The organism is Vibrio fortis, assembly GCF_000695685.1.
In the GTDB taxonomy this organism is placed as follows: domain Bacteria; phylum Pseudomonadota; class Gammaproteobacteria; order Enterobacterales; family Vibrionaceae; genus Vibrio; species Vibrio fortis_A.
In genome coordinates this window covers 227,654-250,377 of record NZ_JFFR01000012.1, presented here as the reverse complement: position 1 = coordinate 250,377, position 22,724 = coordinate 227,654, and the positions used below count along the sequence as shown (strand labels likewise).

The following is a 22,724-nucleotide window of genomic DNA, read 5'->3' as shown; positions in this document are numbered from 1 at the left end:
CTAGCATGAGTGACTCTGTTGTTATGGGGATCTCTATCGATCCCCAATCTATCCATTCTGTTACGAACACCTCTTCAGGGCGAGAGGTGTATCGTAATGTCCAAAACTGTCCAGATGATTTCCCCAAACTATCGGAACGCTTGAAGCAGCTAGTTTCAAGTAACGTCTGGCGATTTGGCAAGGTAACGACAGTTGTCATTAGTGTATGTGAGCACCTACAAACCTTCTCTAATGGTAGAAACAGTCGATTGTCGCAGGTTAACGCGGCACAGCTCGCCATAGACCTAAGCAACCACTTCGGTTTTGATTGCTCTGTAGTGAGCACTTCACAAGCCGGCTTGGCTTCAGACTGTAATATTCTCGATGTTGATAATGGCTCGGTTCTGAGCCTGTCGCTCGACATTGGCTGTAGCTTAAGTTTCTACAAAAACGGCAAGTGGTCAGCTCAATCATTGTGTCGTCATTGGGCGCATTCACCCCTTCCCGATTTCCAGTGGTTAATTGATGGTTTAACACCAGTATGCCGCTGTGGTAGAGAAGCGTGTATTGAGCAGTTCTTATCAATAGAGGGTATTGAACGTCAATATCACCAAGTGGTGCTCCAAGACCGGTCTTTGGCCGATATCTTTTCTGGTGTGGAGGAGGGCGATATCCATTCCACTCGGGTATATCGAGCCTTCATCGATCAGTTGGCACGCAGCCTATTATTGCCAATCGAAGAACTAGCTCCCAAGCAGCTCGTTCTTTCTGGATTTGCAACCACATACCCTTCACTCAATAAAGAGTTGAGGGTTGCTTTATCGCGGTATCACTCATCAGATTCGCTACCTGTCATTTCTCAAAACTCGCAGGATAGCTTCGTATTTGCCTACGGCGCGGCTCTTATGGCAATAAAAAATAACAACAATCATTTACGCTCATAGTTGCAGGAATGGTAACCTTAGCAGGAAGAAAGTATTGAATAGTTTCAGAGGACAACCCGTGTCAGAGTTAGTGATCAAATTAATGGATTTTGGATTCACCAAAACCGATGCACTTGTTTACATTAATTTGCTTAAGAATGGTCGTGCGAGTGGGTATAAGATTGCCAAGGAGATCTCTCTATCTCGCTCATCCGTCTACTCATCGATTGATAACCTATATAACAATGGTTATATCTTTATGTCCGATGGTGACACCAAAGAGTACGAAGCCAAATCACCGGAATTGATCTTCAGCCAAATCGAAAAGAAGACCGTCGAAAATATCAATATTCTTAAGACTGAACTGTCAAAGATGATGCTTCAAGAAGAGAAGGAGTTCGTCTACAACCTGACTGGATTCGAAAACCTTCTGCAGAAAGCGAAAGAGATCATCAATCAAGCGAATTTGGAAATTTACCTCAATACCGATTTCAATCTGAACCTATTTGAAAAAGAGTTGTGTGATGCAATTGAGCGTGGTGTTCGAGTAATCGGCTTTTCGTTCAACAAAATGGCCAAGCCGCACGACAAGATTGAGCTGTATTCTCGCTCAGAGAACGAAGAGACAGAATACCCTTCTCACCGTTTTATGTGTGTTGCTGATATGAAGCTAGCGCTGATGTTCTCACACCGTGAAGAAACTCTGGGTTTGTATTCAAATAACCGACTGATTGTTAAGATGATTGCTGAGCACATCCATAGCGATATTTATCTTACTGAATATGAGCGTCTAGAGCCTGAAAAGCGAGTTCGTGTTAATACGATCCACGAACAGCACAACTCCATGGTTCTTGATGACCTCAAGAAACAATAACGAAAAAGCCGCGTATCAACGCGGCTTTTTTGGAAACGTGTTTTAAGCTGAGATACTAATTTAACAGGATTCTGTGTTGTTATTTATTGATGTACCACATGGAAACGTTCGAGAACCAGCATCATATCCTCGCGCGGCTCAATATTGAGTTCAGCACACTCTGTGGAAAAGAAATTCCAATGTGCCTCTTTCCACCACTCCAATGACAAATCGCCTTCACCTTCTGCTTTGGCAAACTCTTCGGTTATCTCGTTGTATGGGCACTGAGTGACGGTATCTATTTCTATGATGCACACCGGATTGCCATGCCAATCGACAACCACTTGCAAGTGACCAACGGTAGGCATCGGCTCTTCGCCAGACTCGTACCAGTAAGCCATGCTGCAGGTCGCGGTTTTCTTACCTTGCTTGATAAGCTCAGCACACAAATTGGCATTGTATTCGTCGCCGCAAAAGTAGTCAGAGCTGAAAGAGTGATACTTATTACGTGTTTGTTCTGGGAGTGAGCTGAGGAAATTGTCTAAGTAGCATTGCGATCTATCGTCCATGAGAGCCTAACTGATTGAAAAATTGGGTTTGTAATAACTCGCTCAAGAATATCACAACTCGTTTAGGCTCAGATGAACTTCTAACGTTGAGGCTTAGCGTTTTCTAATGAACTGACTTTGAACAATCTGACCCAAGTGAGTTTCACTCTTTTTTAACTCAAAATTGAGAGGGGACTTGAGCTCTCCAAACAGCGGAGAACCGCCGCCAAGTAAGATAGGAATCGTGGTGATGATCATCTCATCAATAAGATCTTCTTTTAAGAAGTTCTGAATCGTTACGCCGCCATCGATGTAAAGCTCCTTTAATCCTTTCTCATTGAGATCATTAATGATGCTGCTGAGCTCTCCTTGAACCAAGAATACCTTGCCTTCAAGTTCTGCGGGCACTTTCGTTAGTGTATTGCTAAGCACATATACCGGCTTGGTATAAGGCCAATCGATACCAAAACTCAGAACAATGTCCATTGTATTACGGCCCATAACTAGAGCATCAACACGTTCCATCAGTGCATTATAGCCTAAGTCATTGTTGTCTGGGTTAGGCACTGAGTGCAGCCAATCAATACCACCTTCTTTGTCTGCGATGTACCCATCAAGGCTGGTTGCAATAAATACAATATTCGACATCTTTTACTCCAAATCTAGGCCAGAGCTTGGCTTCTTGTTAAAGATAAATTAAAATATTCTACAGTGTAGAATTAAAGTTTATGGAGAGATCCCATGAGTGTCAAGGATCAAAAACGTGGTCGTCCTAAGGTGGGGGATCGCCAACTCAGTGCTGAAGGCATTCTATCGGTCGCAAAAGTCATGATGCGAGAAGGCGGGAAGATCCCGAGTATTCGCGCATTGGCGAAGCAACTTGGCGTCGATGCGATGGCTATCTATCACTACTTTAAAAACAAGAATGAATTGCTTGAAGCGATAACTGTTTCGCTGATGCAGGACATCGTTGAACCAAGTGAACAGTTTGATTGGAAAGAGAATATCTACCGACTGAGTGTCAGTTACTTAACGATTCTGAATGATCACCCAGGATTACTAGAGACGCTGTTAACGATGAAGTCATTAGGTCCAGTAGAAGTGTTTAGCCGACGATTTGAAGCGTCTATTGAGCCTCTTAACTTATCAGAGGCGCAGACCAATACCGCGCGAGATTTACTGGTCGACTATCTTCACGGGTACGCACTGGCGCTTAACTGTAATCCAGACAGAACAGAGCTAACCGCCGAGATGATAGAAAAACCGATGGAACTGTATTACCTAGCTTTAACGGCGCTTAGTTAACGGAATTTGACTTCACAAACTGACCAGGGGTCATCCCATATTGGCTCTTAAACACTCGTGTGAAGTGAGATTGGTCATTAAAGCCAAGCTGGTGGCTGATTTCGGCGATGTTGGGATTGTATGCGATGAGTTTGGCTTTGGCTTGTTCCAAACGTTTGTGCAACAAGTATTGGTAAGGCGTTTCACCAACCAATTTTTTAAACTCGCGTAGGAAATAGAACTTACTGCAGTGCAGTAACTCTGAAAGGTCATCCACTGAGATCGTTGAGCCGATATTCTCCGCGATGTAGTGATCGATTTTATCAAGCTGACTTTGATCGAACTTTGATGCACTCTGCTGAAGGTTCTGTAGGTCTTGGTAATTGGAGTAGTTCTGGATGTAGTGGTTGGATAGCAGCGCCAGTAGTCCTTGCACATATGCTTGACCATTACGTCCCTTGTTCATCACCTCTAAAATAAACAGATCTATGATGCCCTTAATGGTTGGATCGGAAATATTGTAGTTGTTCAAAAACTGCAGCTTCATTTTTCCGACATTAAGTGGGCAACTTTCCAGAAAACGCTTCTCTTCTATTGCCAGAATAATAAAGTGGCAAGGCTCAGAAATGTCATGAGTGAATGGCGTCTTAGGTGGGTTGATCCAAATATCATCAGCGACGGCTTTGATGGATGTTAAGTTTTCACCATCGCCGACCTTCCAGCTCAGCTCTTTGTCGAGCGCCAATGCGAAATAGAAATAAGGGGTAGAGACGTTATTTGGGTAGAAGTGAGGAGAGCGCCCCTTTTCCAGCACAATCCCATCCCAACTGAGGGCGTGATTTGAAAACTCGATATCTAATACATCACCACAATCGGAGAGTTGGCCAGTTTCATGTTGATTGAATTGGAGTTGAGATTTCATATTTCACACTGGGTAATTTGAGTATTTGTCTCATTAAAAACCATCACGGTTGTTCTCGCAATCTCCATGGTTCTGTTGCGTGCTAATGGAGAGTCGGGGTAGCCTGGCGCATTCAAGTAGTTCTTGGTGTCTAATCCCCCCGACAGCCTAGGTACAGTCGGGGCGATGAGTGAGTCCAATTTTCAAGTTATTAAACCAAGGTAGCGCCTTTAAATGCACCAATTGGGGCGATTTGGTCCAGTTTGTCTAAGGTCTCTTGGCTTAGTGTAACTGACAAGGCTTCTAGGTTTTCGACTACTCTTGACGTTTTACGGCTACCAGGAATCGGAATGATGTTGTCACCTTGAGCGACCAACCATGCAAGAGCGAGTTGTGCTGGCGTTACCTGATACTCTGCCGCGATGGCTTTAATCTCTTCCAAGCGCTGCAGGTTGTTAGTGAAGTTGTCACCCTGCATTTTTGGGTTATTGTTTCTGAAATCACCCTCTTCCAAATCTTTAACTTGGCCAGTAAGGAAGCCTGCACCTAGCGGAGACCAACACACCAGCGCTGCACCAATCTGATTAATGGCTGGCAGAATATCTGTCTCGGCTTCGCGTCGGAACAGTGAGTACTCATACTGTACCGCTGCAATCGGGTGGATCTCATTCGCTTCTAATACTTGCTCTGCAGTGACATTAGAAAGACCGATCGCTTTTACTTTGCCTGCTTTCACTGCATCGGCCATCGCACTGACAGTTTCTGCTAGAGGGACATTCGGATCTAGGTAATGCGCGTAAAGCAGGTCGATTTGCTCAACGCCCAAGCGTTCTAGGCTGTTATCAATTGCGCGAGCGACATACTCTTTGGTGCCATTAATGGTCAATGGGAAACCCCAACCTGTGTCTAGTTGGCTACCTGTTTGGTCTTCTTCAAATACGATACCGAATTTGGTCGCAATAAAAGGTGTGGTTTCTGTCTGCGCAATAGCTTGCTTGATGAGGTCTTCATTGTGACCGGCACCATACGCATCCGCAGTATCGATCATCATGCTTTGCTCTATCGCACGTACTAGAGTGTTTACCGCAGACATGTCGTCACTCTGGCCGTAGTAACCTTCCAATCCCATTGCGCCGTAACCGATTTGTTTGATGTTTTGAAATAGCTCTTTAGACATGGTCTCTCTCCAGTACTTGTATTTGATAATCGGCGTGGTGTTCGCCTGACTTGGTAACAAGATTAGCAGTGGTCACGTTAAGAGGATTGAAAGATCTTGCTCGGGGTTTGGTAATTTATTGCTCGGGTTTGAATTGATTTTTCTCGCCTTGCCATATATCGGAGTCATTAAGACTTTGTTCACGGATCTGGTGTTGAGCAGAGCTTGAAATTGATTGTTCCTCAGGCGTAGTAATGCCTGATAAGTACGCTGGAACAACGGGAGTCGAGATATTGGCTCCCATTTATTGCGCAATCAGTGGGGGAAAGTGGAAAGTTTGGTATATATTTCATTAATAAGGACTTATAAACTTGCCCTCTCCGGAACCGCTAGGGTTTGTAGATCAACCACCATTAAGGAATGGAATTAATGCTTGCGCTTAAACGCATCAGTGTCTCTTTGCTACTCATTGCTACATTAGGTGGCTGCTCTTCGTTACCAGAACAAGTCAATCATGCTCAAGAATTGGTTGTCGCCCCACAACAAGGCGCACTTTGGAGTATGAGTAATCAACATCCAGCTCAATCTGATGAAGTCGGCGATAGTGCGGTAGTTATCCAAGAGGCAGGCTGGGATGCTCTGTCTCAACGTTTGGCGCTGGTTGAAGCCGCAGAATATACCATCGATATTCAGTATTATATTTGGAACTCCGATGCCACCGGTGGCTATTTGGCCAGCCGATTGCTTGCCGCTGCTGATCGCGGTGTAAAAGTTCGCGTGATGCTAGATGACATCAATTTAAATGAAAGAGAGCCATTATTGAATGCGTTAGATGCGCATCCGAATGTCGAGATCCGCATTTTTAACCCTACCCCTAGTCGTAGTGGTTTCTCTAAATGGTTCAGCTTCTTGTCAGATTTCTCTCGTCTAAATCGACGTATGCACAACAAATCCTTCACTGTAGACGGTGTGTTCTCGGTAGTGGGTGGGCGCAATATTGGTGATGAGTATTTTGATTATTCCGATGAAATCAACTTCCGAGATCGCGATGTGCTGGTCAAAGGCGGTGTGGTTGGTGAAATCCAATCGAGTTTTGTTGAGTATTGGAATAGCGAATGGTCTTACCCAGTGTCTCTGCTCAGCGAGGATCAAGCGCCAGACCTATCATTATTAGAGGGACTCAGTACGCCAAGCTACGTCAACTATCCATCGTTACCGGAAGGAAAAGAGCAAGCGAATGTGTTTCTTGACCAACTAATGGAAGAGATGGTTTGGGTAGATGCGCACTTTGTTTATGACCGACCAATTCCGGTTGATTCAGGTGAAACCGACCAACCTAAAGAGACAGCTGTGATGCTAGGTGAGTTGGCAGAACAGTCAAAACAAGAGATCTTATTGGAGTCGGCCTACTTAGTGTTTGATGATGGACAGCTCACAAAGTGGCAATCCCTCAATGATAAAGGTGTTGAGATTAAAGCGTTGACCAACTCTATGGCGTCCAATGATTTAGTGACCAACCATTCGGCTTATGCAGGTCGTCGACAAGAGATGTTAGAGCACGGCATTGATCTGTTTGAGTTGAAGCCGGATTCAAAGTTATGTGAAGCTTCAACGAAAGATGCAGAAAAGTGTGCCCCTTATGTGGCTTATGGTCTGCATGCGAAATCCGTGGTGTTTGATAAACGAATTGCCAGTATCGGCTCGTTTAACTTCAACCTTCGTTCAACGTATTTGAATACAGAGTCTATCTTGTTGATCGACAGCCCTGAAGTGGCAGGTGAATTGGCTTCGACGATCAGTGAAGCTATGGACATTAATAATAGTTGGCGCCTTGATCTAGAAGATGGCGATGTGCGTTGGCATTCCAGTGATGAAAGCTGGACCTCGGAACCAGAAACGGGTCAATGGGAGCGCGCGCAGTCTGGATTCCTACAGTTGTTACCGATAGAGAAGTATCTCTAAAGTAATGCCTTAATTGAATAAAAATGTCAGCGTATTACACGCTGACATTTTTGTTTCTAAGAGCTTTCGATTTTTTGGTGGAGGAGGACTTCAAACTTTGATCTTTAATTTGGAGACCTCAACTATAAAGCCTCAATCATTGAGCAGAAGTCATGGTTGAACACTAATGACGAAGCGACAACGTAATAAAGTGCACACGGTTGGTTGAGTAACTGCCTGTCGGCTGGAACAGACCAGAATTCGCATCAATCTCTGCTTTGCCAAGGTCTTGGTATTGGTAACTTAATCCAAGATGCAAGTCGCTGGAAATTTTACGCTCGGCACCAACACCAATACGCCATTGCTGATCGAGTGGCAATAATACGTCTCGGTTGTGGCTGTCTAATGGACTGGTATCCCCGCTGATGCCAGTGTAGAGCAACCAATCTTCATACGTGTATTCAACGCCTACACCCAGCGAATAAGTGGTTGAGTATTTCTCATCGTAGTCTTGCCATGTCTCTAAGTTGGTGCTTAAAAGCAGGGCAAGGTCTTCATTCAAAACGTGTTGTACCCCAAGGTTAAAGCCTCGTACCCAAGTCAACTCAGAGCTGACTCCAAAGTCATTGGCTTTATCGAGTTCGAGGTCGTGGTCAAACTGGCTTTGGTAACTGATCCCCAGTTGCGTGGTATGGGTAATGTGGTGGTTTACACTCAAGCCAAATCCGAGTTCTAGGCTGTCACCTTCGAGCGTACGGTCTTGTATCGCTTCTGTTTTGAGTGAGGCATGCTGTAAGATGAGTGAGCCACCGAGCGACAGTGTATCAGTTAACTCATAAGACAATGACGAGGTGAGGTTAACCGCTGCGATGCTGTTTTCTTTGATTAGCAGAGCTGGGTTCGCACCAACACCTTGAGAATATTCAACCCCGATCCCTCCGGCTGCATGTAAAGCTGCACCCGTAACCCAGCGTTCGTTTAACCGTGCTGCATAAGAGAGGTGAGGCAACACGGAGCCGCTACTGCCGGTGGTTTCTGCTTGGCTATCGCTGCGTACAAAGGTCGACTTTACATCCAGATATTGTACGCCTAGTATCCAAGCGTCATCCTCGATGGAAGAGAGTGCGGCTGCGTTAGTGATCACTGCAGAGGCATCCTTTGCAGTGACATTTCCGGTGCCTGCGGTGCCGACACTTTTGGTCGTCGCGATTTGTGAGAGGTTTAAGCCACCTGCATGCGCGACTGAGGTGAGCACACCAACCATAATGATAGGAAGTGCGATTAACGGAGTTTTCAAAACAAGAGTCTCATGTTGTCTAGCGAGAGATCGACCACAACGACGGCGGGTGGCGTCGCTGCGGTAATGGGGGTAGGGTGTTTCTGGTTCGTTCTTCAGTGTTAGAGCTTGGTTACCTGCGGTAGTGGATATTGGTTATCGAGTACCGCTTGTGTTGGCTCGTAAAGACGCATGTGCAGATAAAAGTCATCTTTCGGTGCTGGTAGCCAGTTACATGTTGGGTCGGTTGGCTTGCTGTACTGAATACAGATCGGCAGAGTGCCATCTTCCGCGTAAATAAGCTCTTGTTTACGGTTGGTCGAGATTGAATAGCGCTGAATGAAGTTCTCAACCATGAACAGGTTCTTAGCATCGTACATCGTCAATGACCAGAAGGCCTCCGAAGGCGCATCGGCAGGCATGGTCATGCGGTATTGATGTTCGCCAGATAGCTGTTCTCCCTTCGAGTCTGTGTATCGATTTGGGTAGAGTGCTCGCTCGGGTACGTTTAACCCTGCAGCTCGAAGGTTGATGCTCGCGCGGCTCAAGTAGTCGTTTCCATAGCGCCCCCCTTCGTACATCATCGACCAACCATTGTTAATATCGCCGATGCTGCGCCCAGCGTACTGAATGATCTTCTGAGACGACTCAATTGCTCGCAGCAAACCTTTTTGCTGTTCAGGGGAAAGCGCTTCTGGGTTGAACGGCGTATCACCACCAATCCCAATTTGCTCAAACTGTTCAACAATCGGCGCATCTTCTGGAATCGGGTTCTTTCTGAGCTCACGGTCGATTAAGGCATACCACTCTAGCCCTTCAGGCCTTGCCATCGGTGGAATACCGCCACTCGCATGCTTGAGTTTCGCCGGTGTATGCTTTTTATCGAGTTCGCTGAGTGGGTAACTCAGGAACTGATCGTGCACCACGAGTGCATCTTTAAGGTCTTGCTCGCCAAAGACGCCAGTACGGTGAATCAACCAAACCATAGGGGTGCGCGATTCAACGACGCGATCAATACCGTCCGGTACCTCACCTTTCCAGCCTTTGTTGACCAGTAGTACTTTTGAACCTTGGTCTCCGGCATTTTTGATGTGTAGATCATCAATCGACTCAGAATAAGCATCCAATAACTGCACGATATAGTAACGGTTATCGGTTTTCGGGATGTCCAGCACTATTGGTCCGGATAGGTCTAAATCATAGTGTGCCTGTGAGTAAAGTGTGTCGTTATTGACGGTTGGCACGATTTGCTCTTGCGGCCCAGACAAAGCGCGTGTTTTACCCATCTCATTGAGAGGCGCCATGCCATTGTCCATGGCGACATCGACCGAAGTGGTGGTTTGTCTGACAGCTGCAACCGTGAGAGGTCCAGTACCATAAATGAATGCTTGCACACCTAAATTGTAAGCAAGCTCCTCTTCTGGCGTAGCAGGTTGCGCAGCAAAAGACGGCATCGCCATAACACTGGACAAAGAACACACCAAAGTGGCCAGTACCTTTTTCTTACAAAACAGCTTTCTCATGGAGCACCTATATTGTTGGAAGTCTATGGTGAAGAGCATAAGAGGAAGTGTGATTAAGGAGTGTAATAGCCGATATTAAGATTGTTAATACGTTATTTCTGTTGATTAAGCTGTTGTTTTTGGTTGTGATTTTATGGCGGGCAACTAGCGTTAAACCAGTGCAGAGGTGAGACGTCGCGAGGGGCTATTGTTTGCACGATTGGCGGTTGATATGTTGACCCAAAATTAAGGGGGCAATATGAACGCATCAACTCATCCTTTCAGTCTATTCATCAAAGCAGAAGGGGCGCAATGTAATCTTGATTGCAGCTATTGCTACTACTTAAACAGACAAGATGTCGACAAGCGATCATCGATGCCACAGAGCATGATGGAACAGATCGTCCATTCGCACATTGAGGCGCAACCCGTTCAGGCTACACAGGTCGATTTCATTTGGCATGGCGGTGAACCCATGCTGCGAGGGCTAGCGTTTTATCAGTCTGCGGTTGCTGCTCAGCAGTCCAAAAAAGTGACTAAGCAAATCATCAATACCATGCAAACAAATGGCACCTTAATCAACGACCGCTGGGCATCTTTTTTTGCTCAACACGACTTCATGTTGGGGATCAGTATCGACGGTCCGAACCTACTTAATGACATCGCTCGTATCGATAAAAACGGACACTCTTCTTTCGAACGCACCATGCGTGGCATCTCCTATCTGAAGAAACATAATGTTGAGTTCAATACGCTCACCGTGGTCAACAATAAGACCTACCAACATGCGAAAACCATTTATCAATTCTTGGTCGAAAATGGCAGTGGTTATATGCAGTTTCAGCCGTGTATGGATCACGAACTGGATAGACGAACGGGTCACGACTGGTCGCTAACGGGCGAGCAATGGGGGCAGTTCCTATGTGACCTCTTTGATGCTTGGAGCGCTGCGGATGTGGGCAAGGTCTATATTCAGTTTTTTGAGAACTGCTTAATGATCTTGATGGGTTACCCTAGCCAGATGTGCCATCACAGTGCAACCTGTGGTCAGCAGTTGATGGTGGAACATGATGGGCTGGTCTACAGCTGTGACCATTTTGGCTATCAAGATCATAAACTTGGTTCTATGAGCAGTGATAAGCTAGCACAAATGGCGATGTCATCGCAGCAAGTCGCGTTTGGTACCAACAAGTATCACGACTTAAACAGTACCTGCCGAAGCTGTGATTTTGTTGAGATGTGTCAGGGTGGTTGTCCAAAAAATCGCATTGCCACAACTCAAGACGGCGGTGCGATGAATCATCTATGCCAAGGCTATAAGATGTTTTTCCGCCATGCACTGCCTAAGCTATTACCTATGGTAGAGGCGATGAAAAAGGGCTACTCACCCGCCTATTTCCCTCTGTTTAACTGATTCGCTTTCTTTATGAGGTGCGACTAAAGATGACCAAAGACCTTAACTTGCTGCGACTGATACTGGTGCTCAACGAGACGCGCCAAACGGTGACGGCTGCGAAAGCACTGAACGTGAGTCAGCCAACCATTAGTGTGATGCTGCGTAAGTTAAGGGAGCAGTTTGATGATGAACTGTTTGTCAGAGATAAAGCTCGCCTTGAGCCTACCCCTAAATGTTTGAAGCTGATTGAGAGCTTGCCTTCCTTATTGGAGCAAATCGATGATCTGTATGTTCCCGATAAAGAGTGGAGCCTCAGCGACCTCAAAGGTGAACTGCAAATCATGCTGCCCACGCCACTGCTTGTGCCGATTGGGGTTCCACTGATGAAGACGCTGACCAAAGCCGCACCACATGTCACCTTTCAGTGCTCTCCGTGGCTGGATAATGGTGTGCAAACCTTGGAAACCAATCGCACTAGCTGGGGTGTGAGTTACCTGCCGATGGAGGTCAATAAAACTCTTGCCGAACGGCCTGTGGGGTTTGATAAGTTCATGCTAGTGCTACGCAAAGATCACCCTTTGCAAGGCAATGCACTGGAGGATGTTATGAAATACCCATTATGTATCAATATGATACCTGGGTATATTCAGCCTTCTAAATCGGAAATGCTGATTAAAAAGTACGACTTGGATAAACATATCGCTCTTCGAAGCAACAACATGAACTTGATGTTAGAGATCGTCAAGGACAGCGATTTTATCTACATCACCTCCAATAAGTGTCGCTCGCACGTAGGTGAAGAGTATCGCTGTGTCGAGCTGCCATCTGAGTTGTCAAAAGACACCTACCGCCGAGAGTTAGCCCTGTTTACTCACCAAGCTAATCGCAATAACCCGTTTACTGATTGGTTGCAGAGCGAAATCACAACTCTGATTCAGCCCTAGTTTTGTCTTTATCCTAGAGTAAGAATCCCCTGCCTAAACCGCCGCTATTAAAAAACGTAATAGTGGCTATCAAGCTCTTTTTAGCGGCTTTCTTATACCATTTACCTCAACACAGGTTCGCTTGAGATCGTGCATTTTCTCGCTCAATTTCAGCGGTTTATTCTTTGTCATGAGGGTTATATATGTATAAGTCTTTTGTTAAATCAGCGCTCGCACTTTCGGTGTTGGCAAGTGTTAACGTTCAGGCGGCTAGCCAACCGAATGTGGTGGCTATCATGCTTGATGATGTTAGCCCAACCGATCTCTCAGCTTACCACCGTGGCCTAGGCGCGGTTGATACTCCTAACATCGACCGCATCGCAGAACGCGGCATGATGGTCAGTGATTACTATGCACAAGGCAGTTCAACTGCGGGTCGTTCTGCGTTTATCACCGGGCAATACCCATTCAGAACGGGGTTGACGTCTGTAGGACAGCCGGGTTCATCGTTGGGATTACAAAAAGAAGATCCTACGCTGGCTGAAATGCTAAAAGACAAGGGCTACGCCACGGTTCATGTTGGCAAAAGCCACTTGGGTGACAACAACAGTCACCTGCCGACTGTCCATGGTTTCGATGAGTTCTTTGGTTTCCTTTATCACCTTAACGTGATGGAAATGCCAGAGCAGCCGGAGTTCCCTAAAGACCCGAACTTTAGAAGTCGTCCTCGCAATGTGCTTCACACTGTGGCGACCGATACGGTAGATATGAAAGAAGATCCAAGGTTCGGTGTTATCGGTAAACAGACTATTGAAGATAAAGGCCCGCTGGGTGCCAAGCGCATGCAGACGGTCGATGGTGAGTTCTTAGACTTCGCCATGAACTGGCTTGATAAACACGAAGCAAAGAACGACGATCAGCCTTACTTCATGTGGTACAACCCAACGCGCATGCACCAAAAAACACACGTGCGTCCGGAGTACCAAGGCGCGAGTCAAATCAATACCTATTACGATGGTTTAGTCGAACTTGATGACCAAATCGGTGTGTTGCTCGATAAGCTCGAAGAACTGGGCGAGATCGATAACACCATCATTCTATTCACCTCGGATAATGGCGTGAACCTTGACCATTGGCCGGACTCTGGATCTGCATCGTTTAGAGGACAAAAGGGGACGACTTGGGATGGCGGCTTCCGTGTGCCGATGCTAGTCAGCTGGCCAGACAAAATCCCTCAAGGTGAATACACCAATGGCTTCATGACTTCAGAAGACTGGGTGCCAACCATCATGGCTGCTGTAGGTGACACCGAGATCAAACAAGATCTGTTGAAGGGGAAAGAGCTGAATGGCCAGCACTACCAAGTCCACCTTGATGGCTACAACCAACTGGATATGTTGACCAAAGGCGAGCCGAGCCTGCGTCATGAATTCTTCTTTTATAACGAACAAGACCTTAATGCATTCCGTGTTGATGACTGGAAAGTACACCTAAAAACCAAGACCGAGTGGATTGCACCACCAGAGGCGTGGCCGCTTGGTATGTTGGTGAACATCAAAGCTGACCCGTATGAGCGTAGCCCAGATACTCGCGGTTGGTTCCTTTGGATGAAAGAGAAATCTTGGGTGTTACCAAAGTTACAAAAAGCGGCGGCTGAATATCAAAAATCCCTAAAAGCGTTTCCACCAAGACAGAAAGCGGGTGGTATCGGTATGGCAGACAAGTCAGTTGTTGCTGACTAACCCTCTTTACTAGACACAAGGTGTGCTGCACAGCGGCACACCTTGATACCGGGTAATGCTATGAAGAAACGGCTATTTGTTACTACTACTTCCCTTTTCTGTTTCTTAGCAAGAACCTTCTAAAGCGGACATCTCAGATCCAATTGACCTTCCGAACTCGCTTCTAACTAGGACCAACAATGACGAAAAAAAACAGAATTATTAAAGCGTTAGCTTGTGCTTTTCTTGTTTCAGTGCCGGCTTATGCGCTAGCGAATCAGACAGAGTTACCTGCTGAGAGCACCTTTGAAATAACGCGTGACACTTTACCGGTTGAGATGGCGAGTCTCGCTTGGCTAGAACAAGATAAAGAGCAGCTTGCGCAACTGGCTTATGAATACGCGTACTCGATTGATGAGGCGTACAAATACTTTTATCAGACTGTCATTAAAGAAGAGTACCCTCTGAACCGCTTTCAGAACATTCGAGTTCTAGCGGATGACACCTACACTGCCCACCCAACGATCAATAACGATACCCTGCATCTGATGGGCTGGATGGACCTTGGCGCTGAGCCTGTGATCATCACCATCCCAGATCACGATGAAGATCGATACTGGCTTTTCCACACAATGAACATGCAGCACTTCACTGACTCCGCATTTGGTTCTCCGCAGCGCGGTACAAAAGGTGGCAGCTTTATGTACGCGGTGGAAGGCTGGAAAGGGGAGGTTCCTGCGAGTGTTGATCAAGTGATTTATGTTGAACACCCATTGGTGAAAATGATGGGACGCATTATGGACCTCGGTGGTGACGACTCAGCAACGGCTCAAAAGCTGATGGACCAATGGAACATTCGAACGCTATCGGAATATTTAGGTCAGAAAGGGCCTAAACCAGTTGAGCGCGAGTATCCCGATCCAGAGAACTCGAACTGGGTAGAGCGTACCAACTTCATTCTGTCAGAAGGCACTATGAAGAATCACGATCAAAGACTGCTGCAACAGTTCGACTTACTCGGTTTGGGTAATGAAGACTACATCCTGAGTGATGAGCAGTTGAAATTGATTGAGCTAGGCGAGAAAAAAGGCGCAGAAAGAATCAAGAATGCAGGTTTCGATGATTCGCGTGATGTGCTTGGTACTCGTGAAGAGATGACAAAAGTTGCAAGCTATCAACATGCCTACGGCACCCTGATGGGGCAATGGGGATTACCTGCCAAACACACCATGTACAGTGGAGACTTTTTTGATACTGAAGGCGCAGTGCTAGATGGCAGTAAATATGATTACACTGTGACTTTCGATGCGCCACCGCTTGAAGAGGGCGGCTTTTGGTCATACACGGCTTACAGCGGCAAGACTCGATTGATGGAGAAAAACGCGCTGAACCGTCACTCTCGTGGTGACCGCACATTAACACCGAACAAGGATGGCAGCTACACCATCATTATGAGTAGTGATGTGGAAGGTAATGAAGACAACCCGAACTTCCTACCTATTCCTAATAACCCTTGGTATGCCGTGCTTCGCATGTACACGCCGGGTGAAGAAGTCAGAACAGACAAGTGGAAATCGACCGCATTTACTAAGGTAAGCAAGAGCAACACACACTAATGGTCAATCTGTGAGTGAAGCCGTTTCGCTCACGTTTGGAAGTAGATTGGTGGCAATAAAAAGGCAGCGCTATGTACGCTGCCTTTCTTCGTTCTCTGCTCATCTATTCAAACGACAAGCAGGGTTTGTGACTAGAACTTAACTTGGTAGTTCAACGTGTAGGTACGGCCGCGACCACGGTAGTCATAAGCGGCTGATTCGTAGTGTGTTGCGTATAGAATCTGTGCGCGCTGACCCCAAATAGTGGTGTAGTCTTTATTAAGTAAGTTTTGGATACCAAAACCTAGGCTACCGACTGGTAGTTGGTAAGTACCAACAAGGTCGAAGACGGTGTAACCATTGAGCTTGTTGTCGCTGTCATCTTCGTAGTCAAACATGGTTTGGCTCTGAACTTTCAGAGATAGGTCAGCTTCGTACCAGCCTGCCCAAGCGTTTGCTTTTGATGTGCTCGCTTCACCTGCTGATTGATCTTCCCAACCATCATCGCCTTTCACTTCTGAAACAACGTAGTGGCCCGATGCACCCAGCTGAACGTTTTCATGTACCCAGTAAGACGCAAGCGCCTCTAGACCATAAACACGTTTCTTGTCGTCGATCTCTTCGATCAGCAGCGTGTTTTTGTTGTATTTAACATTCTTGTCAGACTGAGAGTAGTAAGCCGCAGATTGCAGGCTTAGGTCGCCAGTGTCTAAGCGGTAGCCAAGTTCAAAGCTGTTGGTCTTGATGCCAGACATCTTAGAGTCATTCACATTGATGCTGTCATTAAGCGTCCAGTGATCTCCCACTAAGGTGTAGTTGCCTTGACCGTAGTATTTTGCCGGATCGGCTAAATCGAAACCTTGTGAGAAGTTGGCCCAAACTTGTGAATCACTGTTTAGATGATAAACCGTGCCTAAGTTAAATAGACCAACACCGTAATCCGTTTCACCGCCAGGAACTGCATCTGCGCTGGTTCCGTTACCTGCTGCGATTTGCTTTTGCTGTTGGTAGCCAACGAAGTCGTCAATGGTGTTTTTCATGTATTGGTAACGAAAGCCACCCTCTACAGACCAATCATTCGTGATGTCGAAACCAGCTTGCACAAAGCCTGCGATAGATGCGACTTCAACGCCCGGATAGCGCCCGACTTCAGCGAAAGTCTTGTTGATTAGGTTACCCGAGTTGTTAGCGATCGTCGGATCGTAAAGCGCTTGGTTGCTTTCAAGCGTATCTTGGTAAGCGTCTACACCATAAACGATGTTGAAGCGGTTGAAGTCTTTCGCAAGTGCTGCCTTTAGCGAGATCACATCGGTGATTTGCTGACCAGAAGATTGGAAGTAAGGCGTATAAGTCTGGTCTTCTTTACGATATGACGCTTCAGCAATCAGCTGGTGGCCGAGGAACTGTTCATCAATGTATGACGCGCTGAGCATGATACGCTCAGTGCCATGTTCTCTATCTGAATCAAAGCCTTTACGAACATCCACAAAGTCACGGCCAACAATGTACAAACCATATGGAGAGTCTTGTTGGCTATCGTAGTACTGCGCCAGGAAGTTGAGCTTTTTGGTCTCAGAGACATTGACGCCAACGGTCGTTAGGAAGTCGAGAGTTTTATTGAATTGCAGAGAGCCTTGAGAAATGTCTGGTGTAACGATATCGCCATTCGCGTCAAAGAAGCCCTGAGTTTCTGTGTAGATAACTGACGAGCGTGCTTGAACGGTTTCATTGCCGCCCGAGATCGATTGTCCAACTTTGTAGTCGAAATCTTCACCTGAGTTGAAGCCTGATGTACCGCCAACAAAAGATTCAAATTCAAGCTCTTCGCCATCTGCTTTTTTGGTGATGATATTAATCACACCGCCGGAAGCACCAGCACCGTAGATTGACGTTGCGCCCGAAAGGACTTCAATTCGTTCAATGTTAAATGGGTCGATAGAGTCTAGGTGGCGGCTGATTTGACGTGAAGATTGCAGCGATACGCCATCAATCATCACCAGCATTTTTCTGCCGCGCAAGTTTTGACCGTAGTTAGTACGGGCGCCGCTGCTCACATCCAATGATGGGATAGCGCTTGCTAGGATTTCTCCTAAAGACTTACCACCACGGTATTCTTGTTCAATCTGCTGTGGTTCGATGTACCAAACAGTACCTGGAATATCGCTAATGGCTTTTGGGGTACGACTAGATACCACAACCATTTTTTCGTCGGTTGAGTAATCTTGAGCTTGGACTGTGAATACGGAACTTACCGCCGCTACTGCTAAAGCGACTGTGGAAAGTTTGAAACTTCCTTTTTCGGTTTTCATTTTATTCTCTGCAATTATCAATGAAAGGCTGCACACATTTCTTGGGCGTGATGACTTTATTTTTATTGTTTTTATTGAGAATCAAGCGGTTGAACCTAGACCAAGCACATGCTTGTTTTTGCATTTGACTCTAAATAAGAATCATTATTATTGTGTTTTTGTTGCGAAAAAACAATATATAAATGCGATTTATTTTCAAATGCAACAATAGGCGAGCAGATGATAATTGGTTTTTTTAGTTTGATTTTTATTTAAACTATTGATTTATTTGTTTATTTTGATTTTTTGGGGGCGGGGTGATTAGGGCGGCGCAGTGAGAGGCCGCCCTGTTGTTCAGTTGTTTTTTAGAGAAATACTATTGATGATTTGCTCTCGTTGTTCTTGAGATACATTCATCACATCTTGGTAAGTACGCTTCATGACGCGTACATCATTCTCCAGTAGCTGAGCGAGTTTCTCCGAAGCTGCTTGGTTATTCCCATCTAAAACGAGTTCCATGATATCTAGACGTCGTTGGCATGAACGGCTGACTGAAGACTGGATGTGCATAGAGACCAAATCGGTCGCTTTACGAAGTCGATTTTGTTGTTGCATCATACCGAGTAAGAAGCGGTTACCGGAGCTTGCTGCAAGAATTTCGTGAAAGTCTGCACTCAAGGTGAAAAGTTGGCTAGCGGTGATTGATTCTGGATTCTTGATAGCATTAACATGGCGTTCGCGACACTTTTCCAGTGCGTCGCGTTTTAGCTTCCACGTTGCTTCAAGCAGACCTGCAGGTTCAAAAATCAAACGGCATCGGTAACTTTCGGTGTGTCTTTCAAGAGAGTTGAGAACACCATCCAGTTGCCACTTGTAGCCTGGGCTGCGTCGGAATATTGCATCGTTTTCCAATAATCTGAGTACTGATTGCACCTCACCACGATTGGCATCATAGCGTTGCTGGAGTTCATTCTCCGAAAATGAATCGCTGATCTCTCCGAAAAAGATGTCCATGAGTAATCTTAGATAAAGCTGCTCTTGACGGGCTTGCTCTTGATTGTTTTGCTTGCCAGTTTCGATATCACATGCATCGATCTGCAACACAAACCCCTTGTATGGAACAGATTTAGCCACACCTTGATCAGACAAGTGTTTGAGCACTGCTCGCATAGGAGTTCGAGAGACTTCAAACTGCTGAGCAAGAGAGGATTCATTCAAACTGCTTCCCGCCACGGCGTTCTCCTCTTTGAGGCGCGTTACTATTTTGAAGAGTAAATCCCGTTGAAGGCGTGTGATTGTTGATGTGTCCATATCGTCCAAAACTGTTCAGGGTAGTGTAAAACCTAAGGTCGGTTGTTGCGCCTAAGGCAGGTGTTTGCGCTCATGGTAAACATAAACACCAGCGAATACCATAAATTGTGTTTCTGTTGCAGAAATACAAAACGTTGTTTCGAGGGGAAAAAAGCCCAGTGATTTATTGGTAACTGGGCTTACTCTTTGAATATCGGTTCACGAAATCTCGTTAGCGTCTCATCAGGTAGAGGAAGTAACCTCCACCAATCAAAGAGGCGAGTAGACCCGCCGGGAACTGCCATGGGAACCAGAGTGTTCGACCAATCCAATCAGCACAAACCATGATAACGGCGCCGAGTACGGCAGCGGTGAGCATTTGAGGTATAGCTCGATATTGGTGTAGTGAGCGGGCCATATGAGGGGCCAACAGACCGATGAAACTCAGTGGGCCGATTACAATCGTGCATAACGTGGTAAGTGCCGCCACTAGCAGCAACAAAGCTAAGCGTACTAGAGTCGTGTTCATACCCAAGCTAGTTGTGGTGATTTCGCCTAGGTTGATGAGCTCTATCCAGCGATGCAGCGACAGTGACAATGAACCGATCACCAAAACACCGACAGCAAGCAGGATGACATCACTCCATGCGACAAGGTAGGTGGAGCCAGATAACCAAGTCAGTAGCGCGGTGGCGTTCTCATTGCCAGAGCTCATAGCGATTCTGAGCAGCGCATCCAGTCCAGCACTTAATGCAATACCTGTCAGCAAGGTTTGGGTTGGCGCAAAGTTGTGTTTGCGCCCCATCAGCCAGACCACACCAGTCACCGATGCTGCGCCTAACGTTCCCAATAACATCTGCTGTTCACGCTCAATCGCACCACCCATCAAGGTACCGAGTACCAGTGCCAAAGCGGCACCCGAACTGATACCGAGAACTTCTGGGCTAGCCATTGGGTTGCTTGATATACGCTGAATGATAGTGCCAGCAAAGGCCAATCCAATACCGGCAAACAGTGCAACAAGTACCCTTGGTAAACGAAGTTCGAGCAGAGATGGACTTAACTCTAGGCTCCAACCCAGTTGGTTTCGCCCGAGTGTGATTGAAACCGCACATACAACGACGAGTACCAACAGCATGGCAACAAGCACCTTGCCAGTGGCAACATGTTTGAAATGTTCAATGTGTTCACCGCGAATTTTTAGTTCGGAGTTCAATTTAGTGCGTTGTAGCAGCCATAGTAGGAAAGGTGCGCCAATCAGAGCAGTCATGGCTCCAGTTGGCAGAAGTTCACCACCTACGCCAGAAAAGGGTTGGATCATTAGATCGACGGTTAGCAAGATAGCCGAACCAATGAAGCCACTGGTTATGATCTGTTTGGCAAGTGCTCGCACGCCGAGCATACGTGCAATGGCAGGTGCAACAATTCCGACAAAACCAATAATTCCCACTTCGCTTACGACTGCAGCTGTGATGAAAATTGCTAGTGACAAGCAAAGAAGTTTAACTTGTTTGATGTTAACGCCCAGGGATGTCGCGACATTATCGCCAAACTGAAGTGAGGCTAGGGGGCGTTGTAGCATCAGCAGCAGTAAAGTAGGGAGGCAAATCAAAGGCAACAAAATCTGGGTACTGCTCCAATCGTTTTGGTTGAGTACGCCTGCACCCCAGACAAACAAACTAGTGAGTTTTTGCTCATGCAGCATGAGTAGCATGGTATTCAAGGAACCCAAAAACAGGCTAACGACCATACCTGAGAGCACCATGTGCAGTGGTGAGTAACCGCGCGTTGAGCTTAACAGGAATACCAAGCCGGTAGCCAAACATCCGCCGATGAAGGCTGGAATGAAGCTCGGAAAATTCAGGCCTGCTGGTAAAAACAGAATTCCTAGCACCATGCCTAACTCTGCGCCCGCTGCTACACCTAGTGTTGTCGGAGAAGCAATTGGGTTTCGCAGCACAAACTGCATCACACACCCCGCGACAGCAAGAGCAAACCCGCAAAGCAGGGCGACGGTGATTCTGGGTAGGTAGGTTAAATGAGTAATGATGTGCTGGTAGTTGGTGGAGTCATACTCAAACAAGGTGTCCCAAATGAGCCTGATCCCTTGTGAATATGGGGCGGTTATCTGAAGCAGTGAACCGATCACCAAAACGGCAGTGACGAGTAGCCCTGCTGTTTTGATTCCAAATACGCCGACTTTTGGTGGTGAAGCGTGAACTGAGATCATGGTTGCTGATTTAAAGGTTTGTTGGTCAATTGCTCGGTGATGTGATCGCTAAATCTTTGTGCTGCGATCAGTCCACCAAATGTCCAGATAGCTGGAAGTTCAAAAACCGAATCATTGCGAGTGAAAGCCATCGTTTGCCATAGCGGAGAACTTGTCAGTTTCTTGCGCTCGTTGTCGGTAAGCGGGCCGAAAATCATAACGTTAGCCTTTTGGTGCTCGGCGAGTTTCTCAATTCCAGCGGTGCTGAACCCCCAAAGGTTGGTTTGCTCACTCCAATCGTTTTTTAGTGCCATGGCTTGGATTGTGTCTTGAGCCAATGAACCTTCACTATGAACTCGCACTGTTTTGTCATTGATAAAACGTGTGAAAAGAAGTGGTTGAACAGCGTTACCTGCCGTGCGTATTTGCTCTCCGTTTGCTGAAAGGCGTTGCTCAGCTTGGGCAATCACCTGCTTTGCTTGAGCTTCACGTTCAAACAGTTCACCTAATGAGCGTGTTACCGATTTTGCCGATTCTAAGGGCTGTTTCTTCTCACTGTAGATACTGTAAACCAATACCGGTGCGATTTTATTAAGCGGCTCATAGGCTGCGGCCATGTGCTTGCTGATCAAAATGACATCAGGTTGAAGTTTGGTGAGTAGTTCAAGGTTCGGCTCTCTGCGAGAACCCACATCGATAGCCTGTTCGTTAAGTTGCGGTTGAACAACCCATTGTTTGTAGCCCTCTGCATCAGCAATACCTTCGAGATCGACACCTAAACTTAGAACGGTTTCAGATAGAGCCCAATCCAGTGCGACTATTTTCGTTGGTGTGGTTTCGAAGCTAGTGGTGCCCATCTCATGAGTCACGTCTAAGGCATGAGCATTGAGACTGAAAGTGCACACAAGCAGAGTAAAGAATTTTTTCACAACACGTTCC

Annotated in this window: 18 protein-coding genes; 8 read left to right on the top strand and 10 right to left on the bottom strand. The window is 46.4% G+C overall.

Going from position 1 to position 22,724, the window contains the following annotated elements; all coding sequences use genetic code 11:
* The first annotated feature begins 5 nt into the window (after positions 1–5).
* Complete coding sequence (locus VFDL14_RS14235) at positions 6–923, top strand: ROK family protein (RefSeq protein ID WP_032550622.1); 918 nt, start codon at positions 6–8, stop codon at positions 921–923.
* Positions 924–981: 58 nt separating this feature from the next.
* Positions 982–1,776: a TrmB family transcriptional regulator gene (locus VFDL14_RS14240; RefSeq protein WP_032550620.1), complete on the top strand. Its 795-nt coding sequence runs from the start codon at positions 982–984 to the stop codon at positions 1,774–1,776.
* Positions 1,777–1,859: 83 nt separating this feature from the next.
* Here the strand turns inward: VFDL14_RS14240 and VFDL14_RS14245 are convergent, their stop codons facing one another.
* Together VFDL14_RS14245 and VFDL14_RS14250 are read right to left on the bottom strand one after the other, a co-directional pair.
* A complete protein-coding gene (locus tag VFDL14_RS14245; protein ID WP_032550619.1) occupies positions 1,860–2,324 on the bottom strand; it encodes an ASCH domain-containing protein in 465 nt (154 codons plus the stop codon).
* A gap of 93 nt (positions 2,325–2,417) precedes the next feature.
* A complete protein-coding gene (locus VFDL14_RS14250; protein WP_032550618.1) occupies positions 2,418–2,951 on the bottom strand; it encodes a dihydrofolate reductase family protein in 534 nt (177 codons plus the stop codon).
* Positions 2,952–3,044: 93 nt separating this feature from the next.
* On the opposite strand from VFDL14_RS14250, the gene VFDL14_RS14255 reads away from it, so the two are divergent.
* Positions 3,045–3,608 carry a TetR/AcrR family transcriptional regulator gene (locus VFDL14_RS14255; protein ID WP_032550617.1) on the top strand — a complete coding sequence of 188 codons (564 nt, stop codon included), beginning with the start codon at positions 3,045–3,047 and terminating at the stop codon, positions 3,606–3,608.
* Here VFDL14_RS14255 and VFDL14_RS14260 read toward each other — a convergent pair.
* Positions 3,601–4,509 (bottom strand): helix-turn-helix transcriptional regulator, encoded by a 909-nt coding sequence (locus VFDL14_RS14260; protein ID WP_032550615.1) that lies wholly within the window; start codon positions 4,507–4,509, stop codon positions 3,601–3,603. The genes VFDL14_RS14255 and VFDL14_RS14260 overlap by 8 nt on opposite strands.
* Positions 4,510–4,699: 190 nt before the next feature.
* Positions 4,700–5,665: an aldo/keto reductase gene (locus VFDL14_RS14265; protein ID WP_032550614.1), complete on the bottom strand. Its 966-nt coding sequence runs from the start codon at positions 5,663–5,665 to the stop codon at positions 4,700–4,702.
* A 408-nt stretch (positions 5,666–6,073) separates the two neighbouring features.
* Between VFDL14_RS14265 and VFDL14_RS14270 the strand changes: the two genes are divergently transcribed.
* Positions 6,074–7,606, top strand: coding sequence for a phospholipase D family protein (locus VFDL14_RS14270; RefSeq protein WP_032550613.1), 1,533 nt, complete (start codon positions 6,074–6,076; stop codon positions 7,604–7,606).
* Between the two features lie 163 nt (positions 7,607–7,769).
* Here the strand turns inward: VFDL14_RS14270 and VFDL14_RS14275 are convergent, their stop codons facing one another.
* Complete coding sequence (locus tag VFDL14_RS14275; RefSeq protein WP_032550612.1) at positions 7,770–8,882, bottom strand: OmpP1/FadL family transporter; 1,113 nt, start codon at positions 8,880–8,882, stop codon at positions 7,770–7,772.
* A gap of 101 nt (positions 8,883–8,983) precedes the next feature.
* Positions 8,984–10,384: a DUF1254 domain-containing protein gene (locus tag VFDL14_RS14280; protein WP_032550611.1), complete on the bottom strand. Its 1,401-nt coding sequence runs from the start codon at positions 10,382–10,384 to the stop codon at positions 8,984–8,986.
* Positions 10,385–10,622: 238 nt separating this feature from the next.
* Between VFDL14_RS14280 and VFDL14_RS14285 the strand changes: the two genes are divergently transcribed.
* The 4 genes from VFDL14_RS14285 to VFDL14_RS14300 all read left to right on the top strand — a co-directional run bounded on the left by VFDL14_RS14285 (position 10,623) and on the right by VFDL14_RS14300 (position 16,019).
* On the top strand, positions 10,623–11,777 hold the full coding sequence (locus tag VFDL14_RS14285; RefSeq protein WP_032550610.1) for an anaerobic sulfatase maturase: 1,155 nt from the start codon (positions 10,623–10,625) through the stop codon (positions 11,775–11,777).
* Positions 11,778–11,806: 29 nt separating this feature from the next.
* Positions 11,807–12,703: a LysR family transcriptional regulator gene (locus VFDL14_RS14290; protein WP_032550609.1), complete on the top strand. Its 897-nt coding sequence runs from the start codon at positions 11,807–11,809 to the stop codon at positions 12,701–12,703.
* A gap of 182 nt (positions 12,704–12,885) precedes the next feature.
* Positions 12,886–14,424, top strand: coding sequence for a sulfatase-like hydrolase/transferase (locus tag VFDL14_RS14295; RefSeq protein WP_032550608.1), 1,539 nt, complete (start codon positions 12,886–12,888; stop codon positions 14,422–14,424).
* A gap of 179 nt (positions 14,425–14,603) precedes the next feature.
* Positions 14,604–16,019 carry a DUF1254 domain-containing protein gene (locus tag VFDL14_RS14300; protein WP_032550607.1) on the top strand — a complete coding sequence of 472 codons (1,416 nt, stop codon included), beginning with the start codon at positions 14,604–14,606 and terminating at the stop codon, positions 16,017–16,019.
* A gap of 131 nt (positions 16,020–16,150) precedes the next feature.
* Here the strand turns inward: VFDL14_RS14300 and VFDL14_RS14305 are convergent, their stop codons facing one another.
* From VFDL14_RS14305 to VFDL14_RS14320, 4 genes are all read right to left on the bottom strand, one after another.
* Positions 16,151–18,307, bottom strand: coding sequence for a TonB-dependent receptor (locus VFDL14_RS14305; RefSeq protein WP_032550606.1), 2,157 nt, complete (start codon positions 18,305–18,307; stop codon positions 16,151–16,153).
* A gap of 333 nt (positions 18,308–18,640) precedes the next feature.
* Positions 18,641–19,597 carry a GntR family transcriptional regulator gene (locus VFDL14_RS14310; RefSeq protein WP_032550605.1) on the bottom strand — a complete coding sequence of 319 codons (957 nt, stop codon included), beginning with the start codon at positions 19,595–19,597 and terminating at the stop codon, positions 18,641–18,643.
* Between the two features lie 211 nt (positions 19,598–19,808).
* On the bottom strand, positions 19,809–21,806 hold the full coding sequence (fhuB, locus tag VFDL14_RS14315; protein ID WP_032550604.1) for a Fe(3+)-hydroxamate ABC transporter permease FhuB: 1,998 nt from the start codon (positions 21,804–21,806) through the stop codon (positions 19,809–19,811).
* Positions 21,803–22,714 carry an iron-siderophore ABC transporter substrate-binding protein gene (locus VFDL14_RS14320; RefSeq protein ID WP_032550603.1) on the bottom strand — a complete coding sequence of 304 codons (912 nt, stop codon included), beginning with the start codon at positions 22,712–22,714 and terminating at the stop codon, positions 21,803–21,805. Before VFDL14_RS14320 ends, fhuB begins: the two co-directional genes overlap by 4 nt.
* Positions 22,715–22,724: the final 10 nt, after the last annotated feature.